Raw genomic sequence first — 13,884 nt, 5'->3', positions numbered from 1 at the left:
TAGATCGTGTCCACGATCGCCGATCGTGGACACGATCTCCCTTGATCTACACGGACTCCAACACGCCATCACCATCATGCCTTGCTCGCGCGCGCGTGAGGACACGGCCCAGCCGAGCCGCTTACAGGCATTCACGCGACGCGCCAAGATATACGGGATTACCTGACGGGCATCACTCGCTTCGACACGGGCGCCAATGTAGTGCTGCCGATTGCGACCGTAGAGATTCGCGGAGCCCATGCCGTTCGCATGAGACAGTGATCGGCCAGGAAGAGCCATTCCCGAACCCATATCGAGTGTCCGCTTGCGCCAAGTCAATCGACGATATCGAGCTTGATATCGATCGGCCACCACGCCGGTGGCCAGGTCGTCCACGATGGAACAGCAACGCATCGAGACAAAATTTCGTCTACCGGATTTCGAGCGGCGAGTTCATTCCTGACAACTTTTAGCCATATTTTCAACCGGTCGTCATAGGGAGGCTGAAGATCGTCGGCTCTCTGTTCTAGCCGATCCAGAAAGCTCTTTAACTGCTGAACACGTGCGTCCGCCTCCATCATGAGAAAAGCCTGCTTCAGCTGTTCCGCGTGGGCTTCGCTTCGTCGCTGCTCTCGCGCTCGCGCCTCCGCTGCGCGTTGTTGATCGGCCTCGCTAGCTTTTCGCTCTTTTCTCAACCGCATTTGCAGCGCGGGCAACAGCAATGCCGTTCGCACGATCTCGTCGAGAAGCCCTTGCAGCTTTTCATGCGTGCCCTGCCACGTTTTGCTAGCCTGATACTCCGTCCCCTGAATGCTGAAGGTGAAATTTCCGGAGGGTTTCGTTTCATACTCGCTCGCCCATGACGATTCCTTCCTTTTCTCCGCTACCTCGGCCGGGAAGAGCCTAATACGGCGGTAGCCCTCGGAAAACTTGAGCGAGAAAGTCTCATCTCCCAGTCTCATTTCGATTGCCGGTCCACTGCGGTGTCGAGCGTAGGTTGCTTCGGTATTCTCCAGCCTCACGATCTTCATGCCGCCGTCTGACAGGCTGCGCAAAAGCGTCGCGTGGAATCGCAGAATCCAATCCATGGATGCAAGTGACGCGTTTATGTCGAGGCATCCTTGGTGGATTAAATGATATCGGCCATGCTGCTCAGGCGGTGGGCGGTCCTCTGGCTTTGTATCTATCCGGCTCTTACCCCAGTTGCGCTTGGCACGCTCGATCAATCGTGGAAGGCGATCGCAGTACCGGCGTGTAGCTCCAACTAACGGATGCGCGCCTTTGAGGTCAGTTGCGAATACAATCGGTGCACGTTCTTTCGCCGATGCATCCGATGTTGATAGCAACTCCGCGCGCCGACTCTCAATGGCTCTTTGACGCGCCAGTTGGTTGGGGTCAAGGGTTGTGAAATGCACCTCGACATCAAGTTTGGGGTTTGGCAGCGGAGTTCGCGGAGGCTTGTGCCCAGCTGCGAGTTTGGCCCAGTAACCCCGAGGAGGAGCAGGCACATCATGACGACGGCAAGCTTTGGCTAGACCCACGTCCGATATTCCCAACTGCTTGGCTAGCCTGGTCATCGGCGCCGACCAGACCTTTTCGTATAACTCGCTGCGCTTCATAGTTTCCTCCGAGTCTCTGCATCGGGCGATCGCGACAAAACAAGCTCTGGATTGTATTGGTAGATGCCCGTTTGCAGGGCGACCTAGCCGGTAGATCCGATGCTGATACGGCAGAAAACGATAAGTCCGTTTCGTCTGCTGCTTCGTAGTCGCGAAGCACGCCTCCTCAGAGTTCAATTCGATTGCTGCCGCAGAGCAGTCTCTGCTATGTGACGGATGACCGGTACGTAGAGAACGGTAATCGCTCGCATGGTTGTCGTCGAAGGATCGCAAGGTATTGATTTCTGCCCCAATAACGGGCTGCTCACGGTCAAGTCTGGACGTTCGGGGACACGCGCGAGCAGACGCACGAACGACCGTTCTGCAGTTGGAAGCCGCTCAGTTCTGCTAGTCACTCATCGTTCGTCAGTTCGTGCGCATGGTCATTCGTCGTATGATGCTTTTCCGAGCAACTTCACGCCGAAAATTCCGACATCCGGTTCTTCACTGAGAGCATCCGATTTATGACGATCACGGCCGCATGGGTTCGAACGCTAAAGAATTGCAAAGAACTGGTCATCGTGACTGACAGCCGCCTGAACGGCGCGAAAAAAATGGATTGCGGTCAAAAAGTAATTACGCTTCCAAGATCAGACGCCTTCATCTGTTTCGCAGGCAGCACAGAGTGGGCATATCCTCTAATGCACCAAGTTGCAAACGCGATCTCAACTTACGAGAAAAGTGCGACGCGAGCTCAAGATATAACGGTCCTCAAGTCTCATGTATTGAAGGTTTTCGAAGACTTGCTCGAAACCGTGCATGATGCATCGGGTGACGAAGGCATCCCGTCTGCGAAGTTTCTCTTTGGAGGCTACTCGTGGGTTCGAAAGGAATTCTTGATCTGGAGGATTCACTTTCACGTCCCCAAGCTGCATCATCCGCCCAAAGGAAGACAAGAACAGGCGCGAACGGTTGCGGACGAGAGCCGGTTTGTCGCTGAGCCTGTTAAGAAGTGGTGCGGCCAGTCATGGATATTCTCAGGCGACACCGAGTATGAAGATGACGCACGGCGACGTCTGGCACTGCTGCTTCAGTCGCGTGGCAAGGCCCCTCATCAAGTAAGTGACTTTAAGTTTGACTGGGAGCCCTTTGAAGTTATTCGGGACATGCTGCGCGATGTTGAGTCGAATCCATTTCTCTCCAGAACGGCGCACATTGGAGGGGCTCCGCAAGTTCTAAAAGTATATGAGCATTTGAATTCCCGCTACTTGGGGGTCGACTGGAAACGACCTGACGGTAGCGGATCAAATGTCTACGTTTGCGGACGGAGAACTCTCGGCTACGAAACTCCCGCGCTCTGGGTACTTGATCCAGACACGCTTATCTCGCGACATCCCTTCTACACAGCCTCATCTGATCCGGGCGTTTAGCTTTGCTGGGTCGGTTAGAGATGGCCACGCAACGTGGACCACGTCGAAGCCCCACCATATGTGGGGCTTTTGCTTTTCTTCGATCGATGGCATCGTTGTAGGTTTCGTATGCATAAAAACCACATGAAAGAGCCGATAACCACCGTGCTTGCCTTCACGACTCTACTCGTGGGCCTGCGCGCGTCCTTGCTCTGGTACAGAGCAAGCAAAGTTGAGATCATCCCCGAAACCAAGTCGCCGTGGCGCGGGACGATAGACCCCATGAATTACGCGTCGTACATCGCAGGAGAGGAATCGAAAAGGCGCATCGCGATAGAGAAAGCATATCAGCGAAGCGGGGCGCTGAACGCAAATGCAGCCCTCTGGACGGCCATCGCGGTGTTCGCGGGCACGCTTACGACGTTAGCCGGGATTCCGGGGTGGTGAGCAGGACGTGTGCGGCCGCTCTAGCTTCGACGCAGCCATTGGCGTGGCGCAGGGTCGAAGGACAGTAGTGGGTCGGGAAGTGACCTCCACTCCCCGCAAATTTACAAAGAGCAAAAAAAAGGAGCCCCGAAAAGTCCGGTGGCTCCATCTTGCCGACAAACGCGAAGCCGTGACCAGGGTGTTACCCTGAGTCACGGCTTCGTACCATCAGTTAGTTGTTGTATTGCCAGGTGCTCGTATAGAACTCCCCGTCGGCCGCCCAGCCCAATTGGGCATTACGTGCGGCTTCAGCGCTCAAGGCTTCGTTGGTGACGCTGTCGGGCGACGGGTTGAAACTCTCCGAATACGTTGCGCCGCTTACTGTGGGTACGTTCCAGCTCGTGTTCAGAACAGCTTCTTCGGGACCGTTGGCGGTTGCGGCCGTGACGACGCCAACCGACGCCCAGAAGTTCGGGTACGCGTTGCTCGCCGTGGGAACGGTCCAGTCCAGATTCAGCGCAGATACCGCAGCCGTCGTCTGCGCGCCGCCCGGAGAGAGGAAGGCGCTCACCACGTCGCTACCGAGCGTCGGCCACGGCACCGTTGCACCTGCCAATGCCGCGATGTTGGGTGCAACATTGATCACCGACTGCGCCTGCCCGATCTGCGTGCCATTCATCGAGTAAAGCGTCACCGTATATTCGCCGAACACCTTGATGGCTGACACGTTAGCTGGCTGCGAAGCATAGTCTGCCGTGGTCGGCGAGAACGTGCTGCTGCCGGACAGCGATGTCCAGTCCCACTTGTACTGGGTGGTCGTGCTGTTCGACTGCGCGCAGGCTCCGCACCCTGTCCACGGTGCAGTGAGCGCCGTCGTCGGGATCGTCAGGCTTGCCGGAACAAAGGCCGTGTTGAGCAGATAGAGCCCGCTCGCCGGCAGCCCCGGTCCCTGTACCAGGGCCGACCCGACTTTGGTCGAGGTGCCGCTGACCGTGACGTTCGCCGGGATTTGGATATTCAGCCCCGACTCGTATCGCCCGTTGCCTGCATCAGCGCTATCCGTGAACTGCATGCGACCCAGGAACGACCCGATAGCGACGTTGTACTGCTGCTGATTGCCGATGATGCTCCAGCTACCGTTGGGTAACTGCTGCACGATATCGCTCGCAAAGTCCGGCGTCCCATTCGGATCGGTCACCAGGAAATAGACGAGTGCCGCAGGATTGCTGATGGCGGGCAGCGTACCCGCCGGCAGGAACGCCACGGTTTTCACGCCCTGTAGCGTCGTACCCTTCGTGAAGAGCGTGTGGCGCACTGCGAAACCCGCGACGCCCGTCCCCTGACCATCGTTCAGGTAACTGGCGTCGATCGCCGACGTACAGGCGGTGTCGCTCGTGTCGGTCGCGCCGCTCTGCACGTCGGACATGCACTGGCCGAGTTCAGCAACCAGATTCGCGAGGTAGTTCGCCGGCTGGGACGGCGCTGCGAGCGCGGTCGAAACGGTCGTGGAGGAATTGAGCTGGATGGCCGTATCGGGATCGGCAAGACTCGTGATCTGCATTCCGCTACCAGACGCCGAAGGCGTGACTGCGACCGAATCGATTACGCCGTCCGCCCCGGTCTGGTTCGGAGTAAATGTGCCGCCAATCGGATCGAATGCCTTGGCCGACAGCCCGTTTGCCGCAAGGACCGGCGCAAGTGCCGTATCTAGGGTAGTGACCGCCGTGGCAACGGCTGAAGAGGTGACGGCCGAAAGACCGCCGCTCTGCGTCAAGGCAAGCGGGTTGCCGCCTGCCGTCAGCAGCGCCGCGACCGCCGTGGTCAGCGGCGTCACGTTGGCCGTGACCGGCGCGCCGTTACTGGTCGTAATACTCGCGACAACCGAATAGAGGGTGCCGGTCGCGCCGGATGGGTCAGTCGCGGTAATCACGAATGGCGCAGTCATACCGGTAATCGAGACGGTGTAGGTACCGTTACTCCCGGAAGTGGCCGTGACTGCCTTGCCGGTAGCGTCCGTCACGGTGACGGGCGCGCCGACCAGTGCGTTACCGATTGCGACCGTCCCACCCAGAGAACTGGCAGAGGATGACGCCGTCGAGCCAGGCGCGGAACCGCCCGACGAGCCGCCACCACATGCGGTAAGCACGGCGGTCGCGGCAACGCACAGTACAAGCTGCGCGATCCCCGATGCGCGTTTGTTCTTCATTTTGGTTTTTCCTGTTGAAGTAATGGGCTCCGAGGGGAACCCGGATGAGCGCCCGCCGCCGAACACGCGGCAGGCGATAGGGTTGAATGACTGGGTTACCGGGCGGCCTGCCAGCCGTTGTCGGTCCTGGCCATCGAGATCGTGTCGGTGTAGGACTTCTCCACGCCACCTCTGACCATGTCCTTGATGTCCTGGTCGCTCGCAAAGAAATTCATCCAGAACGAGCGCGGTAAGTTGGAGCACTTGTCCGGCAGGCTGTTGAGGAAACTCCGGGCGTCCAGCGTCTGGCTCAACTGCTGCTTCAGATCGTCCTGGCGGTCCTTGTATTTGTCTTCGACTTCTTTTATGGCAGCGGCGGATTCATCCGTGCCGGAGGTGTATTTCGCCGATGCGGCGTTGAGATCCTGCTCTTCCTGCTGGTTCAGGGCTGCCTGCTGCTTCATCAGCGTCCCCCATTGCTTCATGCTGTCCCGTTCGTCGTCGGACGGCTTAAACCTGAGCGTGTATGCAACATCGACCCGGTAGCTGTTCGGGTCATCGCCGGGAATGCCATTGGTCCTCTTGAAATCCTCTAGCGAGAGGTATGGGCAGCCGTCGAGCTGCGATTGAATGACTGCTTTGGCATTGGATTCGCTTGGCGTGCTGTTGCCACATGCAGAAAGCAGGATGGCCAGAACGGACGCCAGTGCAAAATGGGAAATGCAGTTGTAGCGGCGGTTCTTCATGCTTTGTAGTTCCTGTTAGATTTGTAAGGTTTTCGGTAATGCACCGATCGGTACCGCAGTAAAAGTTAACGGCAATTCATCGTATAAAGTTTAGTATCAACCTTCAAAGTCCTTAATTTAAAAGGTGGAGTGTTCAACCATTCAGGTCGAATGGGAGAGCACATGACGCAGGTAGATCTGGATGAGCTTGCTGGCCTGATCGGCCGGTCGATCGCAAAACATCGACTGGAGAGCGGCCAGACACAGGAGCAGGTTGCAGAGTTGCTTGGGATCGGCAACGAGGCGGTTTCGCGCATGGAACGCGGGCTCGTGATGCCGACGGTGGCGCGGCTGGTAGAACTGGCCGAGATCTTTGGTTGCGATGCTGCCGATCTGCTAACCGGAGCCAGCACGCGTAGCAGCGATCAAGGGAAGTACGTCGGTCAGCTTCTGGCGAAGCTCAGTGGCAACGATCGCGCGATGGTGATTGAGATTGTTGAACGTTTGGCCGGTCGTCTTGCGCGACGCTGAAGGCGCGGGGCTAGCCAGTTGGTGACGTGGGTATAGCAGGTATCAGTGAGAGACGGCAGGCAGAGTTCAGCCATCATCGGTCATCGGTATACGCAGCGTCTATATTGGTTGGCCGGCTTACAGCGATCGCTCGGACGACGCCCAATGGTCCTGTCTTGGCCGATCACAGCCCATCGAAATTGGATAAGACAAATTCGACTCAGCGCTGACCGTTAAAGCACTCATCAAACGACCGCGACGCTACCACTCGACTTCAAGCGTCGGCCGCGATGGAAGGCCAAAGACAGCAGCACACAAGTTTGACTAACTGTCTTATACCTATGCGAATTGAGAATTTGTCCCGGTAAGATCCTCTTCGCATGTTCTTTTCGCTGTTAGCTTGTGCCAACGTTCATCAACGAGGACTGTATGTTATCCATCCCGCGGGATCTCAGCTATAACGATCTTTTCGAGTTGGTTGAATCGTTGTCACACGAAAGCTCTGCGACCGTTTCGGTGCCGTCGCGATTTCAGGATGGTGGTCGATTTGGAATGAGCGGTTTGCTCATACAGTGGTTCGCCAAATGGTCACGCACCAGTTCATCTCGCCAACTCAAGATTATTGGGTCGCCGCCGAGCACTGTACTTACAAAGCTTGCCTTTGAGCCGCACGGATGCGCGGCCCTGTACTTCGCAGCAAGTGCGGTTGGAGCACTGAAGTTTTCTGCTACATCGGCCGAGATTCGAAAATATCTAATACCGACTCTCCTGGCTATGCAGTCGTCGAGATACCGAGATACCAACGGAAGTCGCGCGGCGCACCTGTGTTGTTTCCAAGGGGCGGCAAATGAGTTTTTACTCCCTCTGTATAGCCAGCGAGACGAAGGAACACTTCGCAAAGCCGAAGGCTTTCAGACCCTGACTCGACAGATGATCGAATCGTTCGAGCCGCTCGCACTACGTGCCATTTCGGGAGAGAAATTCGAATACCTCGGCACCTTGGTTGAGGAACTCTTTGCCAACACCCACGATCATGCTCGCTTCGATGAGCGTGACCTCGTTTATCCCTTCGGGAACGTCCGAGGGATATTCATGCGAACATATGAGTATCGCGCTCGCCCAACCGAATCGGGCGACGACAGCGGGCCTTTGGGCCGGTATCTGGCATTATCTACATCGCAGAAAAAATTCTATCGTCCATCCGCGGATGAGAACATGCGGCGCTTCGAGCATATGCAGCCGCGCAGCGAATCGAGAGACGTGCCCCTCCTCCCCACGCGTGTGCTTGAGGTTACTGTCTATGACACTGGGCCAGGCCTCGCCAGACGATGGGCGGCCAAACACGCAAGCTCGACCGATGTGAACCATATTTCGGTCGAAGAGGAAACCAACTACGTGAAAGCGTGCTTTGAGATGCACGCGACCACGAAGCGCTCCAGCGGATTCGGCCAAGGGCTCGACTCCTCGCTGGAGGCTCTAAAAGGACTTGGCGCATTTATGTCGCTAAGGACTGGGCGCCTTTTTTTGCATCAGGACTTCTCAAAACCGGGGACCAGCAAGTTTGCCCCACAGCACTGGTACGAAAAGCGCCCCGAACTCCCTGTCACGCCGGGTACTTCGTACACCATTGCAATCCCTTTGTCGCGAGGGGACCAATGAGCGTCCTATTCTCATTTCGTTGGGAACACGCCTTGGACACGACGTTGGAAGTGATCTTCAAGCCGCCGGGTGCGTCGTCGTCTGCCGATTTCGCCGCGGCGCTAAGTGAAGTAGCCCAAGGCATACTCTATCCAGACGGCGTATTGGTCGTCTGTCTGGACAGCGACAGTCCGACGGCGATAGAGATGCTGTCGAGTACTAAGGTCAAGCACAGCCTGAATCGCTTTAAGGGGAAGACCAGCCTACACCTTTTGATCGTCGATATCACATGCCGGCCAGTGGAAGTAATCTGCATTGAATCTGCTGTCACAACAGAAAAGCTATGCACGCGGGAAAATTTGGAAGAAGTATTCCCGAGCATTCTCGATCGCGGCGTCAAAGCAGTTTTCGCTGACGGGAGCGCCGTGGTTCGAGCACCTTCCGGATTCGAATTTCTGAAGCCGTCTGGTGATAGATCGAGTCATTTTTTGAGAGCGGAAGAGGCTTTATCTACAAGCGCGTCGGTCGACTTCCTGGCTCTTGCAATACTGCCTCGACTGAAAATCGACGATCTAAAGGTCATCTTCGTCGACTCGATGGCCATAGCCTCTATCGCATACTCTCTCCGAGAAATGCGGTATCGGTCGGGAAAGAGAACACCGCAGATCCTCAGCTTTCACTCTCACCAGGGGATGCTAGACCTTGATGTCCCACCTCATAAGACGTTCTTCTGCATTATTTCAGCCTCGTCGTCCATGTCGCTTCAGAGGAAGTGGATTTCCCACACTCGCTGTACTGACAATGATGTCTTAACGTTGTTGACGTTTGGTGATGCTCGAGACTCCGCGCTTGCGCTGTGCGCGGTCGCGCGGCCGGATGATTGGAAAGACAGCACGACATCCGTAGCGGGTATCCGACCTTTGCGCGTTTACGGGGAACGATTCCAGCCCGAACAGATTCCCCCGAAGAAGATCACACTGGCGCTCGACGCTCACCGGTGCGAAAAGGCCGCGAAATTTGCGAAAGACTTCTGCAATTTTCCGCTCCTCTCGGTGAACGGTTTAGACGACGGTGGCGAGCGGCGTACCCTATTCGTGGATGGTCAAGTGCTGGTCGAATCGCCGCCGTTCGAGGAATGGCTATACAAACAGCTACGAGCCAAAGTCCCAGCTTCCATACAAGGGATCGTATTCCAGGACGACCCGGCCAGTAAACGGATGGCGGAGAAATGTGCTGCCTACCTAACGAAGCTGTCGATTGATCTGCCTTGGGGCATACGCGCGAGTTCTGATTTGGAGTCGACGATCACGCCCCTTCAAATTGAACGCGCGCTTCTGATCGTCGCAGCGGTTGTAAGCAAAGGCTCGCGACTTCTTGGCGTGTCACGTGATTTACGTGCGACGCACTTCGGTGCCAAGACCTATCTTGTCGGAGTTCAGCTTTGTGAATCAAGTTCAGACGCGTCGTTCCTGAAACGCAATCTATCCCAAACCAAAGATAAAACTAACTCCTTCGAGTGTCATCACACTTTGGCTATTGGGGCCGCGCTACAGCAATCTCTTCGCGATGAGGACGAAGCGATCCGATCACGCGACGCACGAGCCCACGTCCTGCAATATCGATGGAATCCACGCCGCGAGGCGGGACTGTTCGAGGACTCGCTGCTGCCTACGCTTGTTCCAGGTAGTCATCGTTTGAAACTCCGCCCGGATTTCGTTTTCTGGACTTGTGACTATACCGAAGGTGCGCAACATGCCCCAATGGTGCTTGCCACGTTAGGTGCGATATTGCAGCGGGCAAGGACGGAAGAGCTTCACTCCGATGCCCATCGCTTGGCTTCGGACGCGTTTCAGCAAGTTGTGCTCGACCCGCAAAACTTCAATCGATACAACGATGGAATCATTCAAGCTGCCATTCTTCGGCAGGCGTACCCTTCGGAGCTTGACTACTCGTCATTGCCGACCGAGAGTGGGTACATGCTTCTATTTATCAAGAAACTGTTTGCATCTCGAACGAAGCAGCAGGGAGAAGCCGTAGCAGAATTTGCATTCGCCATTGGCACGGGACGACTGAAACTTCAGCCCATTGATAAAGGTGCTCTGACAACGTGGGTGCAAACGACTCTCACGGGGCAAGCAGGTGATCAAGAACTTAAAAGCCTTCTTGATCCTCGTCCAGCCGGGCAGCTCGACGATTCAGAAAGGTTTTGACTCAAGGGCAACGCGCTGCCTTCTAGACGGCTTGAGCACCTTTTCGTAGCGGTTGCAGTGATTTGAGTCACGACGAGAACGCTCACGTCAACACCGGTGCAAACCGAGCAACGGGCATACACACATCTCATGCGAATGGTCGCCGTGGGCCGAACCCAACCGACTACGGCTCGTTGGGTTCGGCGGTTTGTCGGTGCTGAATCAATATTCTTCCGGCAACAAAATCGTGGTCACGGAGCGATCGGCCTCCGTTATGATCCAAACCCTGCGTGGCCCGTCTGGCAGATCGTAACTCGACAGCAGACGCTTGCCGGTCAGCAAGGCAAGCTCGTTCGCAGCAAGATCCTCGACCGATAGATAGCCCCAGTCGCAGTTCACGTGCCGCGCGAGCAACAGGACCGCCTGTATTCCGGACTCGTCAAGGGCCGCCTGTGCCGCAGGTGTAATAGCAGGCTTGCCGATCCGAAATCGAGCGCCTTTTCGTTCTGAGTGGCTCATGCGTGGCTCTCCCCCGCAGAGTTGACGGTGGGCCAGACTGGATAGTGACGGTTTGCCGGCTGAGCCTGGCGAGTGTCGCTACCAGACACGACATTATCGAGACGTTCGATCGTAGTGTTCGAGCGATCCCATTCCGTGATGACCACGATGCGGGTCCGGTCCGGCAGGCGGTAGATCGAGATCAGCCGCAGGCCCGTCGAGATCGACGCGTCGTTGTCGCGTTTGTCCTCGTCGGACATGACGCCCCAATCACCGGCGATGTGACGGAGCATGACGCTGATTACGGGAACACCGTTCACACGCAGTGCGATGAAGGCCGCGGGCGAGATGAGCAGCTTGCCCGGATGAAACAAGGGTTTGAGTCGTTTAGGTTGATGCATCGTTTTCTCGTGGAAGTGGACGAGCACGTACCTCCGGACTGAACCGGAAGCGTGCGAGAAATGAAGGGAAAGCTGGCGGCGCGCGCCGGTCTTGAACAAGCCGTGAAGTTACGACTGGCGGCGTTCCGATTTCGCCCGGACGCCTACGCCAAGCTGCTTGAGAACCATCTCCGAGTGGACTCCAAGAGCCGGCAGGATGTTTGCAGCACCGGGCATCGAAGCGAGGGCCCGTGCCAGTTCGCGTTTACGGCGTTGCTCAAAGGTCCATGCGATGAGGCTGATTGTAGTGACGCAGGCGACGATGCCGAGTCCCTTAGTCACAGCACCAGGACGCGGTGGGCGATAGATAAAATTCGTTTCGTGCATGGATTGCTCCAGATAAGGGACGAGCACGGGCCTCCGGAGGACCGGATCGGTGATCGCAAGTTGAAGGGAAAGCCGGATGCGGAGCGCGTCCGGTTATGGCGATGAAGTAATCAGTCGTTTGCGCAACGCAGCGGCCCTCGTCTGAGAGCAGCCGAGGTGCTGGCGAATCCCGGCGACAGTTGGTCGAACACGACCAGCTTCGATTTCCTGCGCGAGGCGGGATAAGATGTCGTCCATCGGTCCGGTGTGCGGATCGGAGCGATATGCGCGACTTCCAGTTTCAGTTTTACTGCCGACCGATTCGGAAGCTTGGCCAGAGCTGGTAGTCGTTACCGCTGACTCCATGGCTGGAGGCGCGCTTCTAGCCGGTTCCGTCTGTGGCATGACTTCATGCGAAGTCAGGACGGATTCCCGGGCAGGTATGGGAGATGACGGAAGCGCGACCGTCCACAACAGGCACGCGATGCCTTCCAGCACGGCGGCGAACATCAGTGCCGACCCCAGATCGATCCGGGTGACCGTCGTCCCGAGTAACGCGGCGAGTCGCGACGTGACTGGATCAGCGCGTAGCGACTCTTGCGAAGCCGTGACCCGATCGTCCGCAGCATCACGGCGGCGGATGTCATCGGCTTCGGCATCGAGCGCTTCCAGTTTCGCGGCGAGCGTGACGCGCCGCGCTTCTAGAGTCGAACAGTCATGCGGACAACGGTGCATTTGCGCAAGGGCGAGCTGATGTGTCACGGCGGCGCGCTCCACCATCACGACCGTCATGCTGCGAACGGGTTCGGAGATGCTCGTGGTCGGCACTGACGCCGCCCTGCGTTCTCCCGCGTGCTGCTGAGCGAGCAGGAAGAAGGTCGTATGCCCGTAACAGGCGGCCGCCATGCACGCGAGCCAGAGCAGGGTACCCGCGATGCGAACAGGGATTGATGTATCCCTGAGCAACGCTGGCAGCAGGTGCGCGCTTGTGACGAGCACCATGCCGATCGCGACCCACGCGCACCGCTCGGCCAACGTGCCGCCACGCTGCCAGCCAGCGAGTACCGACAGGCAGAGTGCGGTGCCTGTCGCACCAACTGCGAGCGATAGCGCCCAGCGGGAACTCGCTGTCATGCGGCGGTCCCGCCGAGTAACGCTGCCTTGCTCTCCAGCTTGTTGCGCAGCGTCGGACGAGGCGATGTCGTGGTGACCGTTGCGTCGTCGGCCGTCTCCCGACGACCGGATTCCGCTTCCGGATAGAACTCCTCGGCGACGGCAGCACTTTCCTCGATGCTATCCTCGAACGCACCGTTACTGAATCCGATGCGCGCAGCGGCATCAAGTGCGGTCTGGTCGAAGCCCGTCGATTTCCGGCGTGCATCCAGCTCATGCGCCTCGGTGATCGCCGCTTCAAGCGTGCTGCCTGACCGCACGCCGAGATCCGTGTAGTAGATCGCTGAGCGGTAGCTTTGTGTCGTGGACTTCCCGCGCAGCTTCAGTTCCAGTGGCAAGCATGCGAGCAGGTTGCCCGATACCGCGCTGAAGTAATGCAGGCGAGCGGCGAGCGTGCGGATCGAGTTATACGAGGTCGTGCGGAAGATGAAACTGCCCATCTCGTCTTCGCTGCCGATCCGCACGTTGAGCCGGCCATACGGCTTGCAGGCACCGCCCTGACCGAACGCGCAGCCGTCCGGCGACGGGCACGGCATCTCTTCGATCCCGGCATTACCGGCGCGACGGCAGGTCTCGCCGTTGCCCACGCACACGGGCCGTCCAGTATCGCGGTCGAAGCACGAGTACTCGGCACGCAGGTTCAAATCCGGATCGTTGAACAGGAACCGGACGGGGATCGATCTCAGCTTGCCGGGTTGAAGCTTCCGTAGCTCCGAATCCTGGGGATGAAGCATCCAGCCATCGCGATTCTGCAACTGGGACGTGACCGTAAACTGGTCATCCTTCTGGGGTAGCCGCTTGCCGTTCT

At 57.5% G+C, this 13,884-nt stretch carries 13 protein-coding genes; 5 read left to right on the top strand and 8 right to left on the bottom strand.

The features are described from left to right. Nucleotides 1-314: 314 nt before the first annotated feature. Nucleotides 315-1,598 carry a hypothetical protein gene (locus FQ755_RS31910; RefSeq protein ID WP_144160667.1) on the bottom strand — a complete coding sequence of 428 codons (1,284 nt, stop codon included), beginning with the start codon at nt 1,596-1,598 and terminating at the stop codon, nt 315-317. Nucleotides 1,599-2,101: 503 nt separating this feature from the next. Here FQ755_RS31910 and FQ755_RS31905 point away from each other — a divergent pair. Further along, nucleotides 2,102-3,007 (top strand): hypothetical protein, encoded by a 906-nt coding sequence (locus FQ755_RS31905; RefSeq protein ID WP_144160663.1) that lies wholly within the window; start codon nt 2,102-2,104, stop codon nt 3,005-3,007. A 33-nt stretch (nt 3,008-3,040) separates the two neighbouring features. Then, a complete protein-coding gene (locus FQ755_RS31900) occupies nt 3,041-3,433 on the top strand; it encodes a hypothetical protein (RefSeq protein ID WP_144160660.1) in 393 nt (130 codons plus the stop codon). A 211-nt stretch (nt 3,434-3,644) separates the two neighbouring features. Here the strand turns inward: FQ755_RS31900 and FQ755_RS31895 are convergent, their stop codons facing one another. Next, entirely contained in the window at nt 3,645-5,618 is a 1,974-nt protein-coding gene (locus FQ755_RS31895; protein WP_260858975.1) for a cell wall anchor protein, read from the bottom strand. 95 nt (nt 5,619-5,713) lie between these two features. Continuing rightward, nucleotides 5,714-6,343, bottom strand: coding sequence for a hypothetical protein (locus tag FQ755_RS31890; protein ID WP_144160657.1), 630 nt, complete (start codon nt 6,341-6,343; stop codon nt 5,714-5,716). A 162-nt stretch (nt 6,344-6,505) separates the two neighbouring features. Here FQ755_RS31890 and FQ755_RS31885 point away from each other — a divergent pair, with 162 nt between their 5' ends. The 3 genes from FQ755_RS31885 to FQ755_RS31875 all read left to right on the top strand — a co-directional run bounded on the left by FQ755_RS31885 (nt 6,506) and on the right by FQ755_RS31875 (nt 10,680). Then, a complete protein-coding gene (locus FQ755_RS31885; RefSeq protein WP_144160654.1) occupies nt 6,506-6,853 on the top strand; it encodes a helix-turn-helix domain-containing protein in 348 nt (115 codons plus the stop codon). 408 nt (nt 6,854-7,261) lie between these two features. After that, on the top strand, nt 7,262-8,491 hold the full coding sequence (locus FQ755_RS31880; protein ID WP_144160651.1) for a hypothetical protein: 1,230 nt from the start codon (nt 7,262-7,264) through the stop codon (nt 8,489-8,491). A gap of 32 nt (nt 8,492-8,523) precedes the next feature. Beyond that, nucleotides 8,524-10,680: a hypothetical protein gene (locus FQ755_RS31875; RefSeq protein ID WP_144160648.1), complete on the top strand. Its 2,157-nt coding sequence runs from the start codon at nt 8,524-8,526 to the stop codon at nt 10,678-10,680. A 201-nt stretch (nt 10,681-10,881) separates the two neighbouring features. Here FQ755_RS31875 and FQ755_RS31870 read toward each other — a convergent pair whose 3' ends face one another. From FQ755_RS31870 to FQ755_RS31850, 5 genes are all read right to left on the bottom strand, one after another. Continuing rightward, nucleotides 10,882-11,178 carry a hypothetical protein gene (locus FQ755_RS31870; RefSeq protein ID WP_144160645.1) on the bottom strand — a complete coding sequence of 99 codons (297 nt, stop codon included), beginning with the start codon at nt 11,176-11,178 and terminating at the stop codon, nt 10,882-10,884. Further along, entirely contained in the window at nt 11,175-11,558 is a 384-nt protein-coding gene (locus tag FQ755_RS31865; RefSeq protein ID WP_144160642.1) for a hypothetical protein, read from the bottom strand. The genes FQ755_RS31870 and FQ755_RS31865 overlap by 4 nt, the downstream gene beginning before the upstream one ends. A gap of 108 nt (nt 11,559-11,666) precedes the next feature. Further along, nucleotides 11,667-11,924, bottom strand: a complete 258-nt coding sequence (locus FQ755_RS31860; RefSeq protein ID WP_144160640.1) for a hypothetical protein — start codon at nt 11,922-11,924, stop codon at nt 11,667-11,669. 93 nt (nt 11,925-12,017) lie between these two features. Continuing rightward, nucleotides 12,018-13,037 (bottom strand): hypothetical protein, encoded by a 1,020-nt coding sequence (locus FQ755_RS31855; RefSeq protein WP_144160637.1) that lies wholly within the window; start codon nt 13,035-13,037, stop codon nt 12,018-12,020. Beyond that, nucleotides 13,034-13,884, bottom strand: an 851-nt coding sequence (locus FQ755_RS31850) for a phage capsid protein (RefSeq protein ID WP_144160634.1), incomplete at its 5' end; no start/stop codon positions are given. The genes FQ755_RS31850 and FQ755_RS31855, both read right to left, overlap by 4 nt.

It is taken from the genome of Paraburkholderia sp. BCC1885 (assembly GCF_900996235.1).
GTDB lineage: Bacteria > Pseudomonadota > Gammaproteobacteria > Burkholderiales > Burkholderiaceae > Paraburkholderia.
The sequence above is the reverse complement of the archived record's forward strand: the minus strand, read 5'-3'. Positions and strand labels throughout refer to the sequence as shown.

Bases quoted from the DNA above. Each gene is read 5' to 3' on its own strand.
- FQ755_RS31895 (WP_260858975.1), bottom strand. From the start codon at position 5,618: ATGAAGAACAAACGCGCATCGGGGATCGCGCAGCTTGTACTGTGCGTT.
- FQ755_RS31905 (WP_144160663.1), top strand. From the start codon at position 2,102: ATGACGATCACGGCCGCATGGGTTCGAACGCTAAAGAATTGCAAAGAA.
- FQ755_RS31860 (WP_144160640.1), bottom strand. From the start codon at position 11,924: ATGCACGAAACGAATTTTATCTATCGCCCACCGCGTCCTGGTGCTGTG.
- FQ755_RS31855 (WP_144160637.1), bottom strand. From the start codon at position 13,037: ATGACAGCGAGTTCCCGCTGGGCGCTATCGCTCGCAGTTGGTGCGACA.
- FQ755_RS31865 (WP_144160642.1), bottom strand. From the start codon at position 11,558: ATGCATCAACCTAAACGACTCAAACCCTTGTTTCATCCGGGCAAGCTG.
- FQ755_RS31880 (WP_144160651.1), top strand. From the start codon at position 7,262: ATGTTATCCATCCCGCGGGATCTCAGCTATAACGATCTTTTCGAGTTG.
- FQ755_RS31910 (WP_144160667.1), bottom strand. From the start codon at position 1,598: ATGAAGCGCAGCGAGTTATACGAAAAGGTCTGGTCGGCGCCGATGACC.
- FQ755_RS31890 (WP_144160657.1), bottom strand. From the start codon at position 6,343: ATGAAGAACCGCCGCTACAACTGCATTTCCCATTTTGCACTGGCGTCC.
- FQ755_RS31870 (WP_144160645.1), bottom strand. From the start codon at position 11,178: ATGAGCCACTCAGAACGAAAAGGCGCTCGATTTCGGATCGGCAAGCCT.
- FQ755_RS31885 (WP_144160654.1), top strand. From the start codon at position 6,506: ATGACGCAGGTAGATCTGGATGAGCTTGCTGGCCTGATCGGCCGGTCG.